General features: G+C 63.1%; 18 protein-coding genes and 1 pseudogene. 13 read left to right on the top strand and 6 right to left on the bottom strand.

Going from position 1 to position 23,798, the window contains the following annotated elements; translation table 11 throughout:
* Window positions 1-141: 141 nt before the first annotated feature.
* On the bottom strand, window positions 142-1,731 hold the full coding sequence (locus tag FOY53_RS11110) for an ABC transporter substrate-binding protein (RefSeq protein WP_146588744.1): 1,590 nt from the start codon (window positions 1,729-1,731) through the stop codon (window positions 142-144).
* A 34-nt stretch (window positions 1,732-1,765) separates the two neighbouring features.
* Window positions 1,766-2,914, bottom strand: a complete 1,149-nt coding sequence (locus FOY53_RS11105; protein WP_146588742.1) for a mandelate racemase family protein — start codon at window positions 2,912-2,914, stop codon at window positions 1,766-1,768.
* A gap of 206 nt (window positions 2,915-3,120) precedes the next feature.
* Between FOY53_RS11105 and FOY53_RS11100 the strand changes: the two genes are divergently transcribed.
* Entirely contained in the window at window positions 3,121-3,873 is a 753-nt protein-coding gene (locus FOY53_RS11100; protein ID WP_146588741.1) for a FadR/GntR family transcriptional regulator, read from the top strand.
* 146 nt (window positions 3,874-4,019) lie between these two features.
* Here FOY53_RS11100 and FOY53_RS11095 read toward each other — a convergent pair whose 3' ends face one another.
* On the bottom strand, window positions 4,020-5,627 hold the full coding sequence (locus FOY53_RS11095; RefSeq protein ID WP_146588739.1) for a TRAP transporter large permease: 1,608 nt from the start codon (window positions 5,625-5,627) through the stop codon (window positions 4,020-4,022).
* Between the two features lie 59 nt (window positions 5,628-5,686).
* Entirely contained in the window at window positions 5,687-6,664 is a 978-nt protein-coding gene (locus FOY53_RS11090; RefSeq protein ID WP_146588737.1) for a TRAP transporter substrate-binding protein, read from the bottom strand.
* A gap of 2 nt (window positions 6,665-6,666) precedes the next feature.
* On the opposite strand from FOY53_RS11090, the gene FOY53_RS11085 reads away from it, so the two are divergent.
* The 4 genes and pseudogenes from FOY53_RS11085 to FOY53_RS11070 all read left to right on the top strand — a co-directional run bounded on the left by FOY53_RS11085 (window position 6,667) and on the right by FOY53_RS11070 (window position 9,492).
* Window positions 6,667-7,701 (top strand): L-idonate 5-dehydrogenase, encoded by a 1,035-nt coding sequence (locus tag FOY53_RS11085; RefSeq protein ID WP_146588735.1) that lies wholly within the window; start codon window positions 6,667-6,669, stop codon window positions 7,699-7,701.
* Window positions 7,702-7,765: 64 nt separating this feature from the next.
* A complete protein-coding gene (locus FOY53_RS23075) occupies window positions 7,766-8,029 on the top strand; it encodes a hypothetical protein (protein WP_186766577.1) in 264 nt (87 codons plus the stop codon).
* Window positions 8,030-8,100: 71 nt separating this feature from the next.
* A complete protein-coding gene (locus tag FOY53_RS11075; protein ID WP_342784180.1) occupies window positions 8,101-8,583 on the top strand; it encodes a TRAP transporter small permease subunit in 483 nt (160 codons plus the stop codon).
* A 121-nt stretch (window positions 8,584-8,704) separates the two neighbouring features.
* Window positions 8,705-9,492: pseudogene (locus FOY53_RS11070) on the top strand (TRAP transporter large permease subunit).
* A gap of 141 nt (window positions 9,493-9,633) precedes the next feature.
* Here FOY53_RS11070 and FOY53_RS11065 read toward each other — a convergent pair.
* Window positions 9,634-10,560 carry a LysR family transcriptional regulator gene (locus FOY53_RS11065; protein ID WP_146588732.1) on the bottom strand — a complete coding sequence of 309 codons (927 nt, stop codon included), beginning with the start codon at window positions 10,558-10,560 and terminating at the stop codon, window positions 9,634-9,636.
* A gap of 161 nt (window positions 10,561-10,721) precedes the next feature.
* On the opposite strand from FOY53_RS11065, the gene chvE reads away from it, so the two are divergent.
* From chvE to FOY53_RS11025, 8 genes are all read left to right on the top strand, one after another.
* Window positions 10,722-11,774 carry a multiple monosaccharide ABC transporter substrate-binding protein gene (gene chvE, locus FOY53_RS11060; RefSeq protein WP_146588730.1) on the top strand — a complete coding sequence of 351 codons (1,053 nt, stop codon included), beginning with the start codon at window positions 10,722-10,724 and terminating at the stop codon, window positions 11,772-11,774.
* A gap of 127 nt (window positions 11,775-11,901) precedes the next feature.
* Window positions 11,902-13,419 (top strand): multiple monosaccharide ABC transporter ATP-binding protein, encoded by a 1,518-nt coding sequence (gene mmsA / locus FOY53_RS11055; RefSeq protein WP_146588728.1) that lies wholly within the window; start codon window positions 11,902-11,904, stop codon window positions 13,417-13,419.
* 14 nt (window positions 13,420-13,433) lie between these two features.
* Complete coding sequence (mmsB, locus tag FOY53_RS11050) at window positions 13,434-14,645, top strand: multiple monosaccharide ABC transporter permease (protein WP_146588726.1); 1,212 nt, start codon at window positions 13,434-13,436, stop codon at window positions 14,643-14,645.
* Between the two features lie 24 nt (window positions 14,646-14,669).
* Complete coding sequence (gene araD / locus FOY53_RS11045) at window positions 14,670-16,415, top strand: L-arabinonate dehydratase (protein WP_146588724.1); 1,746 nt, start codon at window positions 14,670-14,672, stop codon at window positions 16,413-16,415.
* Window positions 16,415-17,365 carry a Gfo/Idh/MocA family protein gene (locus FOY53_RS11040; protein ID WP_146588722.1) on the top strand — a complete coding sequence of 317 codons (951 nt, stop codon included), beginning with the start codon at window positions 16,415-16,417 and terminating at the stop codon, window positions 17,363-17,365. Before araD ends, FOY53_RS11040 begins: the two co-directional genes overlap by 1 nt.
* Window positions 17,362-18,279 (top strand): dihydrodipicolinate synthase family protein, encoded by a 918-nt coding sequence (locus tag FOY53_RS11035; RefSeq protein WP_146588720.1) that lies wholly within the window; start codon window positions 17,362-17,364, stop codon window positions 18,277-18,279. Before FOY53_RS11040 ends, FOY53_RS11035 begins: the two co-directional genes overlap by 4 nt.
* Window positions 18,280-18,821: 542 nt before the next feature.
* Window positions 18,822-19,841, top strand: coding sequence for a cation diffusion facilitator family transporter (locus tag FOY53_RS11030; protein ID WP_146588719.1), 1,020 nt, complete (start codon window positions 18,822-18,824; stop codon window positions 19,839-19,841).
* A gap of 122 nt (window positions 19,842-19,963) precedes the next feature.
* Window positions 19,964-22,477 carry a heavy metal translocating P-type ATPase gene (locus FOY53_RS11025; protein WP_146588717.1) on the top strand — a complete coding sequence of 838 codons (2,514 nt, stop codon included), beginning with the start codon at window positions 19,964-19,966 and terminating at the stop codon, window positions 22,475-22,477.
* Between the two features lie 9 nt (window positions 22,478-22,486).
* Here FOY53_RS11025 and FOY53_RS11020 read toward each other — a convergent pair whose 3' ends face one another.
* Window positions 22,487-23,737 (bottom strand): lytic murein transglycosylase, encoded by a 1,251-nt coding sequence (locus FOY53_RS11020; RefSeq protein WP_146588715.1) that lies wholly within the window; start codon window positions 23,735-23,737, stop codon window positions 22,487-22,489.
* Window positions 23,738-23,798 lie beyond the last annotated feature (61 nt).

Below are 23,798 nucleotides of genomic sequence, written 5' to 3'. Positions count from 1 at the left end.
GTAACCACGCCACACAAATGTGTGGCGTGGTTTTTTTGTGCCGAGCTTTACGGCCGCGCCTGACCTGCGTCCCGGCCGTAAAAAAATGCGCAGCCCCGATGTGGGCTGCGCATCTGATCCGGTCACGACAGGGAGAAACCGTTACCGGGTCTTGACGACATCCTCGAACCGCGACACCCAGGGGTCGATCATCACACCTGACACGTCAGCCTGATACGCTGCCGTCACCACTCGTTCGGAAAACGGCTGGATCGCAGTGACCTTGGTGTCGATCATCTGCTGGATCGACTTGTACTGCTGGGCCTGCATGGCGTCGTCGCGTTCCACCAGCGCGGCTTCGATGGCGGTGTTCAGCTCTTCGTCCTGATACGAGGTGCGCCAGCTTTGAAAGTTGGTGAGGCCTGCCTCCTGGCTGTTGTCCGGGTTGTAGACCATGGCGCGCAGGTTGCTGTCGGGGTGGGGCTGCTGACCGCCGCCGCCGCGCCCGACCAACAACTCGAACTGACGGTCGCGCATGGCGCCATAGATCTGGCCCCCGTCGCCGGTGATGATCTCGGCGTTGATACCGGCCTGCGCCAGCGTGCCCTGAATGGCAGTGGCGCTGTCGAGAAACTCCTGCGTCGAAATCACCCGAAGGGTGGTGTCGAATCCGTCGGGATAGCCCGCCTCGGCCAGCAGCGCCTTGGCCTTTTCCACGTCCAGCGCATAACCGGGATCGTCCATCGCGCCAAAGGCACGGCTGTTGATGACGCCCTGACGCTTGACGCCGAAGAACGGCATGATGGCGCCGTTGATGCCGTCATAATCGATCAGGTAACGCAGTGCCTCGCGCACCTTGGGATTGGCGAACTTTTCATCCCCGACCGAGGCGGCAAGATAATAGAAGCCGTTGCTCGGCACCGTTTCCACGGTGATGTTCTTGTCCTCTTCCAGCGCGCGCAGATCGGGGGCCGCCAGGCTGAACCCGACATCCAGATCGCCCTGGGCAAGGCCCAGCCGCTGGCTCTGGCTTTCCGGAAGGTGGCGCATCAGCACGCGTTTCATCGCCGGGGCATCACCCCAGAACGCATCGTTGCGTGTCAGGATGACGTATTCATTGGCCCGCCACTGTCCCAGAGTGAAGGCGCCAGAGCCTGCGGAGTTGTTGGTCAGGAACTGCTGGCCCATGTCGTCGCCCGCATTGTCCTGCACCAGTTTGGAGTCAAGGATCGAGCCGACACCGGCCTGCGACAGATACATCAGGATCAGCTTGGGATCGTCCGCTTGCGGCAGGTTGAGCTGGAACGTCATGTCGTCGACAACGACGAACTGAGTGTCGATCGCCTCTGCGGTGAAGCCTCGGCTTGCCAGGTTCGAGGATTGCGCCTGTCCCAGAGTCATCAGCCGGTCGTAGCTGAACTTTACGTCCTGCGCGGTGATCGGGTTTCCCGAGGCAAAGGTGGCGCCGGGTCGGAGCGTGAAGGTCACCGACATGTTGTCGTCCGACACCTTCCAGCTTGTTGCCAGTCGTGGTGACAGGGCGCCGGTCTTGGGGTCCAGTTCGACAAGCGCGTCATAGAGGTTGTTGAGGATCTGCACCGCTTCGCCGCCGGTGATGGCCGCCGGGTCCATGCTCAGCACGTTGGTCATGGTGAAGGCGACGATCAGCTGATCGTCCGGTGTCTCGGCCATCACCGGCGTTGAAAGCGCCATCAGCGCCGACAGGGCAGTGGCCGTCAAAAGATGTTTCATGGTTCTCCTCCCATTTTTGGTGCAATGAAACCGGTCAGCTGACGCGGTTGTTCTCGATGTGATCGAAGTCGATGTCCTCGCCCAGTCCGGGACGGTCGGGCACATGCACCCAGCCATCGGCATCCATCGGATCAGAGAGCGATTTGAGGTAGTCAAACCCGTCGTCGTATTCGAGGAAGGGGTGCAGCAGGCCGCGTTCGTACCATTTGCAATTCTTGGTGGCGGCAACCACATGCAGGTTCATCGCCGTGTTGCCGTGCACCTCGCATTCCATGCCAAAGCTTTCGGCGAGATGCATGGTCTTGAGCGCGGGAGTGATGCCGCCGACGTCGTTGACCCCGGTGCGCAGGATGTCGCAGGCGCCGCTCTTGATCCATTCGGCGCGATGCCAATGTTTGCCGCCCGCGCTTTCGGGACCGATGACGGGGATGTCCAGAGCGTCGGTGAGCCATTGGTAGGACGACATGGACTGCTCGTCCAGCGGCTCTTCCATCCAGGCAAAATCCAGCTTTTCCAGACCCCTGCCCAGTTCCAGCGCCTCGGTGCGTTTGTACCAATGGTAGGCGTCGATCATCAGGGCGATGTCCGGGCCGACCGCCTCGCGCACCGCGGCGCAGGCCTTGAGGTCCATCTTGACGTCCGGGGACCAGGACACCGGCGGCATCCAGGTGTGCAGCTTGATACCCTTGTAGCCGCGTGCGACCAGGGTTTCCGCGAACCGGGCGTAATCTTCGGGCGTGGCCAGCCCGCCTTCGATTTCGTCGCCGCACATGATCGAGCCATAAGCCCGCACCTTGTCACGGTAGCCGCCGATCAGCTTGTAGACCGGCTGCCCCAGCGACCGCCCGGCCAGATCCCACAGGGCACAGTCGACCACCGCCAGCGTCCGGTCGGTCAGCTGCGCTGCAGATCCGCGCTGCCAATGGGCCAGATCCTGCCACAGCCGCTCCCGGTCGCGGTGATCCTGCCCGATCAGCACCTTGCGCACGAACTTGTCGATGACATGCGGGCGGGCCACTTCGGGCGGGCAAAAGCTGTGGCCTTCGTGACCGTCCTCGGTGCGGATCGTGACGATGGCCTGCTGCACCTTGTGGACCGGTCCGGGGTGGGCATGGCCGGCGCTGTCACTGTGTCGGCGCGTCGCGTGTTCGAAAACCCGCACCCTGATGTCGCTGATGATCACTGCGGGCTCCTGCTGGTCGCGTTCGTAAATCTGTATAACAGGAATGTATTACAGGTATTCGATCCGGGTCAACGCAAAATTTTCCCCGGCCACCAGTCAGTGCCGCCCATGTGGTCCGAACTTGTTTGATTATTTGGATTCTGCTGCGATAATGCCGTTCTAGGATCTGTAAGACAGAAAGCGGGCTCACCTTGAAACTCAGCGAAATGGCGCAGGCAAATGATGCAGGATCTCCGGTTTCCGATGCGACTCCGGCGCGAACCCGCGCCGTAAAGATTGCCGATACGCTGCGCCGCGAGATTGAACAGGGGCATTTTCGCCCCGGGGACAGGCTGCCCAGCGAATCGGAACTGACCCGCACCCATTCGGTCAGCCGCACCGTGGTCAGAGAGGCCCTGGCGCTTCTGCGCTCTGACGGGTTGGTCGAGGCGCGCAAAGGCTCGGGTGTCTTCGCGCTCGATCCCGCTGCCTCGCGCAAGTCAGGCCCGTTTGCGGATCTCGACGTCGAGCGGCTTTCCGGCGTGATAGAACTTTTTGAACTGCGCTCGGCCTTCGAGATCCGCGCCGCCAGCCTTGCCGCCAGCCGCCGTTCCGCCGAACAGATCGACGAGATTCTGCGTGCGAATGATGTGGTGGACGCGGATCTCAAGTCTGGAAAATCCACCCGAGAGGCGGATTTCGCGTTTCACTACGCCGTGGCAAAGGCCACGCAGAACCGGCGTTTTCCTGAATTCCTGTCGCTTATCCGCCCGGGAATCGTTCCCCGGGTGGATCTCGAGCCCGGCCAGCCGGGCGGACGCAGATACAACCCCAACCCGAAAATCGTACAGGAACATGCGCGGATTGCAGACGCCATTATCGACGGCGATCCGGACAAGGCCGAAGCGGCGATGAAAGCCCATCTGGAGGACAGCCTCGCGCGGTATCGCGCCTTGCTGCATTCTTCTCCAGCCAGGTAATCGACACGCATTGCGCACCGCGGCTGATGGCGGCGAGTTGTCGGCCCGCCGGGTCAATCCTTGCACGTGATCGGCTCGGCTGTCGGCATGGCTCGGCGCCTTGCTGTCGCACACAACCGAAATTGTCGGCTTTCAACGCCCACGGATCAACACCCTGCGCATTGGCGGCCAATGGTCAGCCGATCAGCGACCACAGACCGAGCGACAGCACCGGAAAGGCGCAGACCAGCGCCAGGATGACGCACCACCAGAACTAACGGCACGACTTCGCGGAAAACGGACTGGGGCGCGGTGCGGCTGATCTGGGCGGCGATGAGAAAGCCGATGAGGGCACTGTCGATGCTGCATTCTTCGAGCGAGGCGTACAACTGCCGCCACGAACATTCGCGAAAGACGAACTTGCCGAGGATCAGCGCCCAGACAAGCGCGATGACCCCGGCTTCGGTGGCGGTGGTGATTCCGAAGCGGATGCAGCCCAGCACCACGATGGCGATGGCAAGCGCGGGCAGGGCGCGCAGAAAGCTGCGCCAGACCACGGACAGTGGCGCGCGGGTGGTCGCGGATTCATAGCCCCGGCGGCGGGCGATCAGGGCATTGGCGGTCATCAGCGCGGCGGCGATCAGCAGGCCGGTCAGGATGCCGCCGACAAACAGCTTGGCGACCGAGACGTTCGAGACCGAGGCATAGACCAGCATCGCGATCGCCGGGGGCAGCACGTTGGGCAGGGTCGAAGACACGGCGGTGATCGCGCAGGAAAAATCCGCCGGATAGCCGCGTTTGACCATCTGCGGCACAAGCACTTTGGTGGTGCTGGCGGCATCGGCCCCGGAAGAGCCCGAGATGCCGCCGACAAGCACGCTGTTGATGACATTGACCTGTGCCAACCCGCCGCGCATGTGGCCGCAGAGCGCCACGGCAAAGTCGATCAGCCGTGTCGACAGCCCGCCGATGTTGAGCAGGTAGCCGGTGGTGAGAAAGAAGGGAATCGCCAGCAGGATGAACTTGCTGGAGCCTGCGGCCATGTTCTGCATGATGGCCGGGGCGGGCAGCAGGCCGCCGGTCCAGGTGGTGAGCGTCACGCCCAGCAGCATGGCAAAGGCAACCGGCACGCCTAGGGCCAGTGCGATGAAGAACGCCGCGACCATCACAAGGCCGGGTGAAATCTGGCCGAGGGGCGACAGGGCAGGGTGCTGGAGCGCCGTGTACAGCAGCGCCCCCGCCAGCATCGTGGCCGCGCGACGCTTCAGGCCGTGGCCGGTGTCGTTGGTCAGAAAAAAGACCAGCGCTAGCGCGCCCGCCCCGGGAATGACAGCGTAGCGCAGGGCGTTGGGCCAGTGCAGTCCGGTGCTGACGCCGCCCACCATCGCCGCCAGCTTGTACCCGGAAAAGGTCAGCGCAAACAGGGCCATGGCGACCAGCGTGTCGCGCAGCAGTTCGGCCGTGGGCCGCAGGCGCGGGCCCAGCAGGTCCAGCAGGATGTCGACGGCGACATGGCGGTTGCCCCGAACCCCGAGGGCGACACCGATGAAGATCAGCCAGGTGAAGCCCCAGATGGCGAATTCCTCGCTCCAGGGCAGGCCGGCGTTGAAGGCGTAGCGGGCGATGACGCTGGCAAAGACGACAACGGTCATTGCGGTCAGGATGGCGACGTTGAGCGCGCCGGCGCTGCGGGCGAGCGCGTCTGCAATGCTGTCGGCGATGTCGCTGCGGTCCGGGCCGGACCCGACTGCCGTTGCCTCTGTGTCGTCCTGCATCGCGCCCCCTCCCCGGTGTGTGCTGACGGGGTGCGCACCACCGCGCGCGCCCCCGGATTTTACTGGATCGCCCTGAGCGCGGCGATGGTGCCTTCGGCATCGGGAATGCTGGGGGCGAACTGCGCCCAGACCGGCTCCATCCTGTCGATCCAGGCCTGCTTGTCTTCGACCTCGTGGAGGGTTGCGCCCAGTTTGACGGTTTCCGCCAGCGAGGCGGCGTCGACTTCGGCGAGCATCGGGGCGACATCGGCTTCGGCAGCCTTCGCCGCTGTGGTGATCGCCTCCTGATATTCGGACGGCAGGGTGTCCCACCAGCTTTTGGCGACGACCCAGGTGCCCATGGCATAGACGTGGCGCAGGTTGGTGAAATGCGGCGCGACCTCAAAGAACTTGAAGGTCAGGTAGTTGGTGGCGGTGTTGTCGAAATAGTCGACGACGCCGGTCTGCATCGCGTTATAGACCTCCGTCGCGGGGATCGGGACCGGGTTGGCGCCGACCGCTTCCCAGAGGGCGATGTGGATCGGGCTCTGGATGACGCGCATCTTCCTGACGGCGACATCCTCGGGGGTTTCGATCGGGAAGGTGCTCATCGGCTGACGGGCGCCGTTGATCGAAAAGCCCAGCAGATGAAAGCCCTGGGCGTCGAACTTGTCGGCCAGACGGTCGGTGAGCACGGCATTGGCGGCGGTCGCATGGGCATCGTCGCGGAACAGGAACGGCAGATCGAGCACCTGGATCCCGGGCACCCAGGTGGCATAGACCGAGCTGGTGATGATGCCGCCCTGGATCGAGCCGAGGCGCATGCCTTCGGCGGATTCCACCTCGCCGCCCAGCAGGCCGTTGGCGAACAGCTTGAATTCGACGGCGCCGTCGGTGGCCTCCAGCACCGCCTTGGCAAAGTTCTCGGCGGCGACGTACTTCGGATTGCCCTCCTGCACGTCAAGCGACAGGCGCGCGGTGAATTCCTGCGCGATGGCCATGCTGCCCAGGCAGATCCCGGCGGCAAGCGCCCCGGCGAAGGTTGCGATTTTGGTCATGTATGCGGGCAGTCATCCTGCACGCGCCCAGGGATCTGCGCATCGAAGATATTCCCGATGCCGGACAGCCGGGCACCGACGAGGTGCGGGTAACGGTTGCCAATGGCGGCATTTGCGGGTCGGACCTGCACTATTATCATCACGGTGGCTTTGGCGTGGTCCGGCTCCGGCAGCCGATGGCCCTGGGGCACGAGGTCTCTGGTGTGGTTTCCGCGATCGGCCGGGACGTTGTCGGGCTGAGCCCCGGAGACCGGGTGGCGGTGAACCCGTCGCGGCCCTGCGGGCATTGCCCGTTTTGCCGCCGCGACCAGAGCAGCCAGTGCAGTGACATGCGGTTCAACGGTTCCGCCATGCGGTTCCCGCATGAACAGGGCCTGTTCCGGGCAGAAGTGATCGTGCCTGCCCCGCAGGCGGTCAGACTGCACCCGGACACCGACCTGGCGTTGGCGGCGATGTCCGAACCCTTTGCGGTGTGCCTGAATGCGGTGGCCAAGGCCGGTTCATTGCTGGGACAGCGCGTGCTTGTTGCGGGCTGCGGCCCGATCGGATGTCTGACCATTGTTGCCGCAGCCCATGCGGGCGCTTCCGAGATCATCGCCACCGACATCGCGGGCGAACCACTGCGCATCGCTTCCCGCGTCGGCGCGGGCGAAACGATTGATCTGACCCGCGACGCCGCGGCACTGGACCGCTATCGCGACGGCAAGGGGCGCATCGACGTGGTGTTCGAATGCTCCGGCCCGGCCCCGGCCCTGCGCACTGCCTGTGAACTTGTCCGGCCCGGCGGTCAGGTGATCACCGTCGGTCTGGGTCCGGACATTCCGTTGCCGCTCGGCCTGGTGGTGACCAAGGAGATCCGGATCTCGGGATCGTTCCGCTTTGACCGGGAATTCGCCACCGCCGCCGATCTGATCAGCCGCGGCCGCGTCGACCTGCGCCCGCTTCTGACCGGCATTTTCCCGGCACAGGACGCGGTGCGCGCCTTCGAGATGGCCTCGGACAAGACCCGGGCGATGAAAGTGCAGCTTCAATTCTGACCATTTTTCCTGGGACGGGGGCACGCCGCGCCCGTCACCCATGACCACCAAAGGGAGGACTATCATGACAAATCTCAAACTTGCGGCCACCGCTCTGGCCCTCGGACTGACGGCGCTGGGGGCGCAGGCGCAGCAGTACAGCTTTCGGTTCCAGTCTTCGGACCCGGCAGGCAAGGTGACGATCCACAACTGGTCACCCGAAGAGCGCGCCAAGTTCCGCGGTTTTGCCCGTGGCGAATGGGAAAAGGTCGCGGCGCAATCGCCCAATGCCCAGAAGGTGTTCGAGGCGCTGAACGCATATCTGACCCAACACGGCCTGATCGACTGATCAGCCTGGGCACCGGGTAGGGACGGTCGTGTCCCTGCCCGGTGCCTTTGCCTGCGCCAGAGAGGGCCAGCATGTCCGAACGAGACCTGATCGAGATCGACCTGGCATCGACCAGTGAACCGCTCTCGGACCTGATCCACAAACCAGAGCCCGGGGCGATCCGCGAAGCGGGCAGGCTGGGCCGCGTCATCAATGCCGGCGGTTATCTGTTCGCGGCGGGCATCGTGCTGGCGGCAGGTATTCTTCTGACAGAAGTGTTCCTGCGGTACGCGTTGAACCGGCCCACGATCTGGGCGCATGAGACGACCACCTTTCTGTGTGGTATCGCCTTTCTGTATGGCGGATTGCTTTGTGCTGCGCGCGACAGCCATATCCGGGTGGTTCTGATCTACGACCAGCTGGGTCCGCGGTCGCGGCGCATGTTCGACATCGTCATCTCGGCGATCTCGGCGCTGGCCGCAGGCTTTTTTGCCTATGCAGCATGGATCATGGTGACCAAGTCACTTTATCTTCCGTCCGGCCAGTTCCGGCTGGAAACCTCGGGCAGCGCCTGAAACCCGCCGATACCGGCCCTGGTCAAGCTGTTCCTGTTCGGAATGCTGATCCTGCTGACGCTGCAATTCCTCATCCTGACCTTCAATCACGCCAAGCGCCTGGGCGGGGAGCCTTCCTGACATGACCGCAATACTGGATCTGGCCGCGCTCGGCATCGGCACGAGCACGCTGTTGATGTTTGGCCTGATGGTCGTGCTGCTGCTGACCGGGATGCCGCTGGCCTTTGTCACCCTTCTGATGGCCCTGGTCTTTGCCCTGCTTGGCTTTGGCGCCATATTTCGGTGCCGCTGATCACCAGTCGCATCTACACCTTTGTCGAAAGTTTCGTGTTCATCTCTGTGCCGATGTTTGTGCTGATGGCTGCGATGCTGGACCGTTCGGGCATCGCCCGCGACCTGTTTGACGCGATGACACTGGTGGGGCGCAAACTGCGCCGCGGTGTGGCGGTGCAGACGCTGGCCACGGTGGGCATGATCGTCTGGATCGGCATTGGCGCAACAGCGCTGGTCGGGGTCTACAACCTGATGGGCGGAATCCGCTTCATCTCGGACATGATGACCGGACTCTCTGACAATCCTACCGTGATCGTTCTGGTGATGATGGTAATCCTCTTTGTGTTGGGGGCCTTTCTCGACTGGGTCGGAATTGCGCTTTTGACGATGCCGATCTTCGTGCCGATCATCAAGTCGCTGGGGCTGGATCCCATCTGGTTCGGCGTCCTGTTCTGCATGAACATGCAGGTATCCTTCCTGTCGCCGCCCTTTGGCCCCGCAGCCTTTTACCTGAAGTCGGTCGCCCCACCTGATATCTCTCTCGGCGAAATCTTTGCCGCGCTGCTGCCGTTCATCGGCTTGCAGATGCTGGCCGTGGCGCTGCTGATCTTCTTTCCGGGGATCGCTGTCTACTGACGCCAGAGCGAGACTCTGCCCCGGACCTGTCGGCCACCGGCGCCGCGTTTCCGGGGCACGTCGGCGCCCTGATGCAGAAGGTGGGCGCAGGCGCGACGATCTGTACTGTCAGGCTTTGCAGGGCTGGCTCAGGCCCGCTGCTCAGGGGGCCCGTACCCGCGACACCACTTCGTCGAAAAAGTCCTTGGCGACCTGTGGCAGTTCCTTGAACCTGTTGCGGATGATAAAGTACGGCGACACGGTTATCTTTTGCGCAAGGTCGATCGTTGTCAGATGCGCGCCGAGGTGGGGGCCGCTCAGCAGATCTGCGACTTCGTTGGCCAGTGGGGCAATCACGTCGGAGCGTTCCAGCAATGCCACGACGATCAACAGGGACGAGCTGTTTATGACCCTGGTGGGTGTGGGTTCGCCCGCACTGTGAAACGCCTCTTCAACGGCAAGGCGGATCGGCGAACCCCGTTCCTGGATCACCCAGTCAAACGCGTGCAGTTCCTGAAGCTGGACCTGGGTGCGACCGACCAGCGGGTGGCTGTCGCGAATGATCAGACGAACGATTTCCTCCTGCGCCGGGTGTATGAGAAAATCACGGCTGTCCTGTGTCGCAGGCATGCGGGCAAAGATGAAGTCGAACCTTCCTTCGTCCAGACCCCGGACGAGATCGGTCGAGGGGCCGACCTCGATGGTGACGTCGATGTGGGGTGAATGTGCCCTTACCGCCTCGAGTGCGGGCATCAGGATCGCGACCGCCGGGCCGGTGACAGAGCCGATGCGTACCTCGCCGGCCAGGCCGTTTTTCAGACGCTGAACGTCCTTGTCCAACCCATCCAGTTCCGACAGGATCACCCGGGCATGGCGTACAACCGCGGCGCCCAGCAGGGTTTCCTCCATGCCCTTCGGCCCGCGCTTGAACAGCGGCGCGCCGACGCTTTTCTCGATATCCGCGAGAATGCGCGAGGCTGCGGGTTGCGACATCGCCATGGAAGATGCCGCTTTTTGCAATTGCCCCACCTCTGCGATCTTGAGGATCAGACCGAGATGGCTTGGTTTTGTCTGTCTGAGGTAGGCCATTTGCGCAGATCACATGACATTATTGATATGCAGATGGCATATAATAGAATTTTACAGGCATGTTAACCCTGCCTACAGTTGCGTCACGCAGGGATTAGCCCTGTCACTGAACGTGGGAGACGGCCGGGGAGGCCGTGTGGAGCGTTTGATCGGGAGGAAATATGAAGATTAAAACCATTCTGGCCGCTGCAACTGCGGTCATTGCCCTGTCGTCTGCCGCATATGCAGAAGGATTCGTGGGCATTGCGATGCCGACCAAATCTTCGGCCCGCTGGATTGCGGATGGCGACAACATGGTCAAAACGCTCGAAGCGGCCGGCTATACCGCCGATCTTCAGTACGCAGAGGACGACATTCCCAACCAGCTCGCGCAGATTGAAAACATGATCACCAAAGGTGTGGACGTGTTGGTGATCGCGGCGATTGACGGTACGACACTGTCAAATGCCCTGGAAAATGCTGCTGCCGCCGGCGTGAAGGTCATTGCCTACGATCGCCTGATCCGCGATTCCGGTGATCTTGATTATTATGCCACTTTCGACAATTTCAAGGTCGGCGTCCTGCAGGCATCGTCACTGGTCGAAGGGCTGAAGTCGCGGTTCGGCGACGGGCCGTATAATGTCGAGCTGTTCGGCGGCTCGCCGGATGACAACAATGCCTATTTCTTTTACGACGGCGCCATGTCGATCCTTCAGCCCCTGATTGACGACGGCACCGTTGTTGTCCCGTCCGGCCAGATGGGCATGGAGACAGTCGGCACCCTGCGCTGGGACGGCTCTGTCGCGCAGGCGCGGATGGACAACATTTTGTCGGCCAATTACACGAATCAAGAGGTCCACGGCGTGCTGTCGCCCTATGACGGCCTGTCCATTGGCATCCTGTCCTCGCTCAAGGGTGTGGGATATGGTTCCGGCGATCTGAAAATGCCGATCGTGTCCGGTCAGGACGCCGAGGTGCCGTCGGTGAAATCCATCCTGGCAGGCGAGCAGTATTCGACGATCTTCAAGGACACCCGCGAGCTTGCCAAGGTGACCGTCGGGATGGTCGACGCGGTTCTTGGCGGCTCCGAACCCGAAATCAACGACACCAGCACCTATGACAATGGCGTCAAGGTTGTTCCCTCGTTCCTGCTGGAGCCGGTCTCGGTCGATGCCAGCAACTGGGAAGAAGTGCTGATCGGTTCGGGCTACTACACCAAGGACCAGTTCCAGTAACCCGCACGTGAACTGAGATCCGCGCCGACCTGGCCCGCTTCGGTCCGGTCGGCGCCACTCCCTTTGGCGCCCTGTCCGGCGCGGACAAAGGCATCGACCTGGGGCCTTGGCTCCTGAAGGGGCAATCATGACCACACTTCTGGAAATGCGGGACATCACCAAAGAGTTCCCCGGCGTAAAAGCGCTCGATCAGGTGAACCTGAAGGTCAAAGAGGGTGAAATCCACGCCATCTGCGGTGAAAACGGCGCGGGCAAATCGACCCTGATGAAAGTGCTGTCCGGGGTCTATCCGGCAGGCAGCTACGACGGCGAAATTCATTACGAGGGCGCCCTGGCCGAGTTCCAGGGCATCCGCAACAGCGAAGACCGCGGCATCATCATCATTCATCAGGAACTGGCGCTGGTTCCGGAACTGTCGATTGCCGAGAACATCTTTCTGGGCAACGAGACGGCCAGAGCCGGGGTGATCAACTGGCACGAGGCCAACCAGCGGACCAGCGCGCTGCTGAAGAAGGTGGGACTGAAGGAAAGCCCCACCACGCTGATCGACAGTCTCGGCGTCGGCAAACAGCAACTTGTCGAGATAGCGAAAGCATTGTCCAAGGATGTAAGGCTCCTGATCCTGGATGAGCCGACGGCAGCGCTGCAGGAAGGCGATTCCCGCAAGCTTCTGGACCTGATGCTGGAGATCAAGGCACAGGGCGTCACTTCGATCATCATCTCGCACAAGCTGGGCGAAGTGCGGTACGTCGCCGACACGGTGACGGTGATCCGCGATGGCCGCTCGGTCTCAACGCTGGATGCCAAGGCAGGTTTGTCCGAAAACCAGATCGTGCGCGACATGGTCGGCCGCGACATGTCCGACCGGTACCCGGCCCGCGAACGCCGGGCGGGCAAGATGCTACTGGAGGTGGAGGGCTGGAATGTCTGGCATCCCGAACATTCCGATCGCCAGATCATCAAGGATATCGCCTTCAATGTACGGGCAGGCGAAGTCGTGGGGATCGCCGGCCTGATGGGATCGGGGCGCACCGAACTGGCGATGTCGATTTTCGGTCAGAGTTACGGGCGCGGCATCAAGGGCAGGGTAAAGCTGCATGGTCAGGAGATCGACGTCTCGCGCGTGGATCGTGCGATCCAGGCGGGCCTGGCCTATGTCACCGAGGATCGCAAAAGCCTCGGGCTGATCCTGGACGAAACCATCCGGTTCAACACCACGCTTGCGAATCTGCAGGGTGTCTCCAAGGGCGGCGTTCTGAATGCCAATGCCGAAACCCAGGTGGCAGAGAAGTACCGCAAGGCGCTGCGGACGCGAACCCCGTCGGTGTTTCAGAAAGTCGGCAATCTGTCGGGGGGAAACCAGCAAAAGGTGGTCCTGGCGAAATCGCTGTATACCACCCCCGAGGTCCTGATCCTGGACGAGCCGACCCGTGGCATCGACGTCGGTGCGAAATACGAGATCTACGCCATCATCAACGAGCTGTCGGCACAGGGCAAAGGGGTGGTGATGATCTCGTCAGAGATGCCGGAACTCCTGGGGATGAGCGACCGCATCTACGTGATGAACGAAGGGGCATTTGTTGGCGAGATGCCAGCCGACCACGCCACGCAAGAGCGGATCATGTCGCTCATCGTCAACGAATAAAGGGAATTTGAGTGATGACATCCACCTCAAAGGGCATCAGGGCGCATCTGGCCTCGCACATGCGCGACTATGGGCTGCTGTTTGCGCTCATCGCCATCATGGCCTTCTTTCAGATTGTCACCGGCGGCACCCTGATGCGGCCGGTGAACATCACCAACCTGTTCCTGCAGAACAGCTATATCATCATCATGGCGCTCGGGATGCTCGTGGTCATCGTATCCGGCCATATCGACCTGTCGGTCGGATCGGTGATGGGCTTTGTCGGCGCTCTTGCGGCGGTGTTGATTGTCAATTTCAGTCTGCCGGTGCCTGTCACCATCATGGTCTGCCTGGTTGTCGGCGGGTTGATCGGTGGGGCACAGGGGTATTTCGTCGCCTATTGGCGCATCCCCTCGTTCATCGTGACACTGGCCGGAATGCTGGTGTTTCGCGGGTTGTCGCTGTGGCTGCTGGAAGGCCAGTCCGTCGGCCCGTTTCCCAAGAGCTTTCAGCTGCTGTCGACCGGCTTTGTGCCCGAACTGTTCCCGGATAGCTGGGGCGCGGCACTGGCCGCCGTATTCGGCACCCGCAATTTCAACGTCCTGTCCTTTGCGCTTGGCCTCGCCGCCGCCGCAACCGTCATCCACATGGGCCTGAAAAAGCGGGCGCGGGATCTGGAGTACGGCATCGAAAGCGAACCTGCGAGCTTCTTCTGGGGGCGGACACTGATCGTGAGCGCGGCGCTGATCTTCCTGATGTTCAAGCTCTCGACCTTCCGCGGCCTGCCGAATGTGGTTGTGACCATGGGGGCGCTGACCCTGATCTATGCCTTTGTCACCGAGCGCACGGTGATCGGTCGGCGGGTCTATGCCCTGGGCGGCAACGAAAAGGCCGCCAAGCTTTCCGGGATCCAGACCGAACGGCTGACCTTTCTCGCCTTCGTCAACATGGGGGTTCTGGCGGCGCTTGCGGGCCTGATCTTTGCCGCACGTCTCAATACGGCGACACCCAAATCGGGGTTCTCGCTCGAACTCGATGTGATTGCGGCGGTGTTCATCGGCGGGGCGTCGATGTCGGGCGGATCGGGCAAGATCATCGGCGCGGTGGTCGGAGCCTTCATCATGGGCGTGATGAACAACGGCATGTCGATCATGGGCATCGGCATCGACTACCAGCAGGTGATCAAGGGTCTGGTGCTGCTCGCAGCCGTATTCTTCGATGTCTACAACAAGAACAAACAAGGCTGAGGCCTGACGGAAAGGAGCCACCCGATGGCATTTACTCCCGCGACATGGCCACGCAAGCTCCGAAGCCAGGAGTGGTATGGCGGCACGTCCCGCGACACCATCTATCATCGCGGCTGGATGAAGAACCAGGGCTACCCGCATGATCTGTTTGACGGACGCCCGATCATCGGAATCCTGAACACATGGTCCGAACTGTCGCCCTGCAACGGCATCCACATGAAGGAGCTGGCGGAAAAGGTGAAAGCCGGAATCTGGGAAGCCGGCGGCTTTCCGGTCGAGGTTCCGGTGTTTTCGGCGTCGGAAAACACCTTTCGCCCGACGGCGATGATGTTTCGCAATCTGGCGGCCCTGTCGGTCGAAGAGACCATCCGCGGCCAGCCGATGGATGGCTGCGTGCTGCTGGTCGGCTGTGACAAGACCACACCGTCGCTGATGATGGCCGCGGCATCGGTTGATCTGCCGTCGATCGTGGTGACGGGCGGGCCGATGCTCAATGGCTATTACCGCAACGAACGGGTCGGATCGGGCACACACCTGTGGAAGTTTTCCGAAGCGGTGAAGGCAGGCGAGATGAGTCAGGACGAATTCCTGGACGCCGAGGCCTCGATGTCGCGCTCCACCGGCACCTGCAACACCATGGGCACCGCGTCGACCATGGCGTCGATGGCCGAAGCCCTTGGGATGGCGCTGTCGGGCAATGCCGCCATTCCCGCCGTCGACAGCCGCCGCCGGGTGATGGCACAACTCTCTGGTCGCCGCATCGTCCAGATGGTCAAGGATGACCTGAAGCCCTCGGACGTGATGACGAAGCCGGCCTTTGAAAACGCGATCCGCACCAATGCTGCCATCGGCGGGTCGACCAATGCGGTGATCCATATGCTGGCCATGGCCGGGCGCGCCGGTATCGAATTGACGCTCGAGGACTGGGACCGGTGCGGCCGCGATGTGCCGACAATCGTGAACCTCATGCCATCGGGGAAATACCTGATGGAGGAATTCTTTTATGCCGGCGGTCTGCCCGTGGTGCTCAAACGTCTGGGCGAAGGCGGGTTGCTGCACAAGGATGCGATCACCGTGTCGGGTCAAAGCATCTGGGACGAGGTCAAGGACGTCGTGAACCACAACGAGGACGTGATCCTGCCGACCAGCAATGCACTGACCCAGTCGGGCGGCATTGTCGTGGTCAAGGGCAACCTTGCTCCGAAGGGCGCGGTTCTCAAACCCTCGGCTGCCACGCCGGCGTTGCTGCAGCACAGCGGCCGGGCGGTCGTGTTCGAGGACATCGACGATTACAAGGCCAGGATCAACGACCCCGATCTCGACATCGACGAGACCTGCATCATGGTGATGAAAAACTGTGGTCCGAAGGGCTATCCGGGTATGGCGGAGGTCGGAAATATGGGCCTGCCGCCAAAGATCCTGAAAAAGGGCATTACCGATATGGTCCGCCTGTCGGATGCGCGCATGTCCGGCACAGCCTATGGTACGGTTGTGCTGCACACCTCGCCAGAGGCCGCCGCGGGCGGGCCGCTCGCGGTTGTGCGGAACGGCGACATGATCGAACTGGATGTGGCGAACCGCCGTCTGCATCTCGACATTCCGGATGCGGAGCTGGCCGCGCGGCTTGCGGCCTGGAGTCCGCAGCACGAGCGCGCGGAAAGTGGCTATGCCTGGCTGCACCAGCAGCATGTCGAAGGCGCGGACACAGGGGCCGACCTCGACTTTCTCAAGGGCTGTCGCGGCTCGGCTGTCGGCAGGGATTCACATTGATGAAGCTGGCTCTCGTCGGCATCGGCAAGATTGCGGTGGACCAGCACATCCCTGCGATCAAAGCCTCTGGTCAGTGGGAACTGGCGGCAACCGTGTCCCGTCAGGGATCTGTCAGCGGTGTCGCCACCTTCACGGATTTCGACCTGTTTCTGTCCCAGCGGCCCGACATCCCCGTGGTGTCGCTGTGCCTGCCACCGGTACCGCGCTTTGACTATGCGGCAAAGGCGCTGAAGGCAGGTCGCCACGTGATGCTGGAAAAACCGCCCGGGGCGACCCTGGCGGAATGCCATACGCTGACCCGGCTGGCCGAAGACAACGGCCTGTCGCTTTACGCCACGTGGCATTCGCGCGAAGCCGACAAGGTCGCGATGGCCAGATCCTGGCTGGCGGACAAGACCCTGCGCAGCCTGCAAGTGACCTGGAAGGAAGATGTGTGCCGCTGGCATCCGAACCAGGACTGGATCTGGCAACCGGGGGGCATGGGCGTCTTTGATCCCGGCATCAACGCCCTGTCCATTGTGACGCAAATCCTGCCCGTGGACATTCACCTGCGCGACGCGACGCTGATGGTGCCGGAAAACCGCCAGACGCCGATTGCAGCCGATCTGGCGTTTTACCACCCCGAAGGGGCCAGGATCAGCGCCGCTTTCGACTGGCGGCAAAAGGGTGATCAGATCTGGACCATCGAGGCCGAGACCGATCAGGGAACGCTGACCCTGCTGGATGGCGGCGCGCGGATCCTGATCGATGGACGCGAGACAGCCTCGGCGGACGGCAACCCGTTGTCCGGTGAATATCCGCGCCTTTATGAAAACATGGCCACATTGGTGGCCCGAAATGGGATCGACGCCGACCTGCGCCCGATGGTGCATGTCTCGGACGCGCTTGCTCTTGGCCGCCGCGTCGCCGTCGCGCCTTTTTACGATGATACGGAAAGCAAACCCAGATGAAACAGCCCTTGACCGGCATTCTACCCGTCGCCCCGACGCCCTTTCTGGCCGATGGCCAGGTTGACAAAGAGGGCATGAAGCGTGTGCTCGACTGCATGATCGACCAGGGCGTGGATGCGATCTGCATTCTGGCCAACTATTCCGAACAGTTCCTGCTGTCCGACGCAGAGCGTGCCGACCTGACCCGCATCAGTCTTGAACATGTGGCCGGGCGCGTGCCGGTCATCGTCACCATTTCCCATTTCGCCAATGAGGTGGTCGTGGCCCGCGCCCGCGAGGCGCAGGCCCTGGGCGCCGCGATGTTGATGATGATGCCGCCCTACCATGGCGTCGGCCTCGTGCCGCCCGAACATGCCATATTCGCCCAGTTCAAGGCGGTTTCCGACGTGATCAACATCCCGATCATGGTGCAGGACGCGCCCCTGTCCGGTGTGACATTGTCGGTGCCCTTCCTGGTCCGGATGGCGAAAGAGATCGAAAATGTGTCCTATTTCAAAATGGAAACTCCTTTTGCCGCCGACAAGCTCGCCGCGTTGATCGAGGCAGGCGGCAAGGACATTGTCGGACCCTTCGATGGCGAAGAGGCGGTGACGCTGCTGGCCGATCTGGATGCAGGTTGCACAGGTACGATGACCTCGGCACTGCAGCCGGAAAAAATCCGCCCCATCCTGATCGACTACCGTGCGGGCCGCATGGACGCCGCGCAGGATCAGTGGCGGCTTTGCCTGCCGCTGATCAACCACGAAAACCGCCAATGTGGTCTGCGCGCGGCGAAAACGGTGATGATGGAGGGCGGCGTGATCCAGAGCGATTATGTCCGCGCCCCGCTGCAACCAATGAGCGCACGCACCAAAACCCGCCTGTTGCAGCTGGCGCGCGACCTTGACGTCATCGCGCTGAAGTGGGGGAAATGAGCACAGCGCGCAGGGAGTCTTCGGTGCGGGTGTGCAAGGCTGTGGCTGAGGATTTCGCGGACGCCGCGACCCGGTTCCCCCCGACAGGCAAGGGACTGCTCGGATTCTCCGTGCGCCGGATCTGCCTGATCACCGTCTTGTCCTGAAGATACGCCCGACGCTTCTGCGCAATCGTTTCCTCGGCCAACACCCGGCACTGTGCTGCCCGGTGCCTTGGGGCCGTTACCGCACGGGGGCAATTTGCCACGCCCGTTCACCGATAGAAATGTCGCACAGGTCAGAGACGCCAGTTCCACCATACGTAACGGCTGCTCGCAGCGACCTGCGCCATGGCCGAACATTGCGCTTGATGCCATTCCGGCTGTGATCCGCAGCAAGTTTCCGAGCGTGGCCCGGGCGAGGTCGTGGACGGTTGCGCTGGAGCCCGTTTGCAAGAACACTATGGGCAGTCCCGTCCGGCGCACTACTCTAGGTTCACAAGGCGGGACTTGGTTTCGATCCCGAATGATCATGCGAATGGAATTCAGCCCCGGGGATGAGCTATGCCAGATGAGCACGAACACACACACCACCATACCGACCATACCCATGCGCCGAATGTCACCGAGAACAACGAAAGGGTGGTGTTGGTCGGCTTTCTGCTGACCGCAGGTTTCATGTTCGCAGAACTGATCGGCGGACTGCTGTCGGGGTCGCTGGCCCTGGTGGCTGACGCCGGGCATATGCTGACCGACGCTGCCGCCCTGGCGCTGGCCTGGGCCGGGTTCCGTTTCGGGCGCCGCAAGCAGGATGATCGGCGCACCTTCGGGTATATGCGGTTCGAGATTCTGGCCGGATTTGTCAACGCGGTCACCCTGATCCTGCTGGTGCTCTGGATCGCCTACGAGGCCGTGCAGCGCCTGCTGGATCCGGCGCCGGTGTTGGCGGGACCGATGTTCGTCATCGCGGTGCTGGGCCTGATCGTGAACTGCGGCGTGTTCTGGATGCTGCGGCAGGGCGACAGGGAGCATGTGAACATCAAAGGTGCCATGGTTCATGTCTTGGGCGACCTGCTGGGTTCCGTGGCCGCCATCGTCGCCGCAACAGCCATCTATTTTACAGGCTGGACGCCGATTGACCCGATCCTGTCGGTGGTGTTGTCCGCCATCGTCCTGCGCGCGGCCTGGAGCTTGCTCAAGGCATCGCTCAACGTTCTGATGGAGGGGACGCCCAGCCATATCGTGCTCGCCGAGCTGAAAGCGACGTTGCTGGAAAAAACCCCGGGGCTGGTCAGTCTGGATCACGTCCATGTCTGGTCAATCACCTCTGGCCAGCCGCTGGCAACCATGGATGTCAGACTTGGGGCTGGCGCCGATCCTGCCACCGTTGTCGGCAAGATCAAGGCCGTGTTGGACCGGGACTTTGGCATCGCACATGCAACCATCGAAGTCGACTTTGGCCAAAGCGGCGGCGCGTGCGTCCTGGATGCCGGGCAAGCGGGACCGGCCGCCCCCGACCCGGAAGCCGGCATTGACCCTGGACATGCGCACCATCATGGTCCGGCAACCAGGAATGTGGCCTGACAAAACACGGGGATCCTTCCCGAGCAGCGCCAGGGCAGGGGTGCGCCAACAGAGCTTGACCTTCCAGTTACTGGAATGGTTATGTCTGCGCCCAACAGCAGTGAAACCGTAGGATTCGGACGATGACAAATGACAAAGTACTGACCTTGCAGGTTGACGGAATGTCCTGCGCGTCGTGTGTCGGACGGGTTGAAAGGGCGCTGGCGGCGATGCCGGGTGTCACACTGGCCCAGGTCAACCTTGCGACCGAAACTGCCAAAGTCACGCACGACGGCACTGTGACAGCCGTGATGGTGGCGTCGGTGCTGGACGCGACAGGTTATCCGGCGCGCCAGGGCACCGTGCTGCTGGATGTCTCGGGGATGAACTGCGGCTCCTGCGTCGGTCGGGTAGAGCGGGCGTTGAACGCTGCGCCCGGCGTGACCGAGGCGACGGTGAACCTGGCCACCGGACAGGCATCCGTACGCTACACCGACGGATCGCTGACACCGCAACAGATCGCGGCGGTGGCGACCGCGGCAGGATATGCGGCGCGTGTACATGAGGGCGTCCCGGCGCACGGCAATGACCAGGACAGTCGCGATGCTGGGTTGTCGGCGCTGCGGCGCGACACGACGCTGGCGGCGCTGCTGGCGCTGCCGGTTCTGGTGCTGGAAATGGGCGGCCACATGCTGCCAGCCTTTCACCACTGGATCGGTCAGACGATCGGGCTGCAGACCTCCTGGATCGTGCAGTTCCTGTTGACCTCCCTGGTGCTGTTCGGGCCGGGACGACGGTTCTACGCGACAGGTTTCCCGGCGCTGCTCAAAGGGGCGCCAGACATGAACTCTCTGGTCGCCCTGGGCACTTCTGCGGCCTATGGTTTTTCGGTGGTGGCAACCTTCCTGCCCGGACTGCTGCCCGAAGGCGCGCGCAACGTCTATTTCGAAGCGGCGGCCGTGATCGTGGTGCTGATCCTCCTGGGCCGGTTTCTCGAGGCGCGGGCCAAGGGCCGCACCGGCGAGGCGATCCGCAAGCTGGCAGGTCTTCAGGCCAAGACGGCGCGGATCGAGCGGGACGGTGCCGTGGTCGAGGTGTCGATTGCGCAGATCCTCGCCGGAGATCTGGTACACGTGCGCCCCGGTGAAAAGATCGCGGTCGATGGCGCGGTGACGGGCGGGCACTCATGGGTCGATGAAGCGATGATTACCGGTGAACCGATCCCGGTGGGCAAATCCGAAGGTGACCGGGTGACCGGCGGCACGATCAATGGCACCGGCGCGCTGGTGTTTCGCGCCACGCATGTGGGGGCCGACACGGTGCTGAGCCAGATCATCCGCATGGTCGAAGAGGCACAGGGTGCGCGGCTGCCGATTCAGGGACTGGTGAACCGGATCACGCTGTACTTCGTTCCGGCGGTGATGGCTCTTGCGGCGCTCACAGTGCTGGTCTGGCTGCTGCTCGGGCCGACGCCGGCGCTGACTCATGCCCTGGTCGCGGGTGTGGCGGTCCTGATCATCGCCTGTCCCTGCGCGATGGGGCTGGCAACCCCGACCTCGATCATGGTCGGGACCGGGCGCGCGGCCGAGATGGGCGTGTTGTTCCGCAGGGGGGATGCATTGCAGGGGCTGCGCGATGTTTCCGTTGTCGCGCTGGACAAGACCGGCACGTTGACCGAAGGCCGCCCGACCCTCACCACCTTTGAGGTTGCCGAGGGAGTGGATCGCGCCGCGCTGCTGGCGGCGGTGGCCGGTGCCGAAGAAAAGTCCGAACATCCCATCGCGCGTGCCATCGTGACCGGTGCCCGGGCCGAGGGGCTGACCCCGGTGGCGCCAGAGCGCTTCGAGACACTGACCGGTCTGGGAGTCGCGGCGCGGATTGGCGACCATGATCTGCTGATCGGGGCCGCGCGTCTGATGGCACGTGAGGGCATCGACACAGGCGCACTGGCCGAGCGGGCGGCGGAACTGGCAAAGGCCGGGCGCAGCGCGTTGTTCGTGGCGCAGGACGGGCGGATTGCGGCGGTTGTCGGCGTCTCGGATCCGGTAAAGGCGTCGGCCCGTCAGGCGGTCCGGTCCTTGCAGGCGCAGGGGCTGCATGTTGCGATGATCACCGGCGACGGGCAGGCAACGGCCGATGCCGTCGCGCAGGAACTGGGCATCGACACGGTGGTCGCCGAGGTCATGCCCGACGGCAAGGTGGCGGCGGTCGAGCGGCTGCGCGGCGCGGGTGGAATTGCCTTTGTCGGCGATGGCATCAACGATGCTCCGGCGCTGGCCACGGCGGATGTCGGCATCGCCATCGGCACCGGCACCGACGTCGCGATCGAAAGCGCCGATGTGGTGCTGATGTCCGGTGAAATCACCGGCGTGGTCAATGCCTTTGCCATCAGCCGGGCGACGATGCGCAATATCCGCCAGAACCTGTTCTGGGCCTTTGGCTATAATGTGGCGCTGATTCCGGTAGCGGCAGGGGTGCTGTACCCGTGGAACGGCACCCTGCTGTCCCCTGTGCTGGCGGCGGGGGCAATGGCGCTGTCGTCGGTGTTTGTTCTCAGCAACGCGCTGCGCCTGCGCTGGACCCGTCCGGCGGCCGTTGCCGACGGCTCTCCCAGCCGGGAAAGCCGCGTGGCGCCCGTGTCGGTCCCGGCGCAGTAGTGCCGGCGATCAGCCGAGCTGCGCCAGCATCGCGGGCGAAGGCTGCCCGGTGACGGGCAGACCGGCGCTGGCCTGATAGGCGCGGATTGCCGCCTCGCTCTTGGGTCCGATGACGCCATCCGTGCCGCCGGTGTCAAAGCCGCGCGCGGTCAGGCGCTGTTGCAGACGCTGACGGTCGTCGATGGTCAGACCATTGCGGTCGGGCGGGAAACGGGCGGCAAGCGGCGCGGCGCCCGCGATGCGGTCCGACAGGTAGCCGACGCCGATGCCGTAGTTTTCCGAGTTGTTGTAGCGCAGGATGACGTCGAAATTGCGATACGCCAGAAAGGCCGGTCCGTTTGGACCGGCCGGCAACAGCAGCGCCGCCGGTCCATGATCGGGCAGTGCGCCGCCACTTGCGGGGCGCACCCCCAGAGCCGACCATTCCCCGGCGGCGCGGCGGTTGCCACGCCCGGCCCGGGATGCGTCGAAGCCGGAAGGCACCCGCACCTCCTGTCCCCAGGGCACGCCGCGCCGCCAGCCCGACGCCGCAAGATAGGCCGCGGTAGACGCCAGCCCGTCGGTCGGATCGTCCGACCAGATGTCCCGTCGCCCGTCGCCGCGAAAGTCCACGGCATACGCCTGATAGGTGGTCGGAATGAACTGCGTGTGCCCCATCGCGCCCGCCCAGCTTCCGACCAGCCCGGCCGGTGTCACATCGCCGTTTTGCAGGATCTTCAGCGCGGCGATCAGCTGCTTTTCAAAAAACACCCCACGCCGCCCGTCATAGGCCAGGGTCGAGGTGGCCGAGATCACCGGGATGTCCCCGCGCCGGGCGCCATAGTTGCTTTCCATGCCCCAGACGGCCGCGGTGACGCGGGCCGGCACGCCGTAGCGGTTTTCGATCTCGTTCAGCAGGCTGCCATATTGCGACAAGGCAGAGCGGCCGGTCGCCACCTTGTCGGGTGAGGCGACGATCGCGAGGTAATCCTCGAGCGAGCGCGAAAATTCCGTCTGGTTGCGGTCGCGTTCCACCACGCCGGGCAGAAATCCGGCCGAGCGGAACGCGCTGCCCAGTACCTGATCCGAAAGACCCTGCTGCTGCGCCCGGTTGCGGAACGCCGCGACCCAGGCGTCATATCCGGCGTTCGGCTGCGGCATAAGGCCCGGGTCCGGCGCGCTGCGCGCCGAGGCGACGGGGCCCACCCGTCCACCCGCGCCGCAACCCGACAGCAGCGCGGCAACGCCTGCTAGTGTCACCCAACGCCGTGTGATGCGCATTTCATGGATCCTTCTGCCCGTTTTTTGCAGAGTGTGCGCAACCGCATCCCGGCACAAGGGG

The sequence above is a fragment of the Puniceibacterium confluentis genome, assembly GCF_007923445.1.
GTDB lineage: Bacteria > Pseudomonadota > Alphaproteobacteria > Rhodobacterales > Rhodobacteraceae > Puniceibacterium > Puniceibacterium confluentis.
This window is presented reverse-complemented; position numbering and strand designations above follow the sequence as displayed.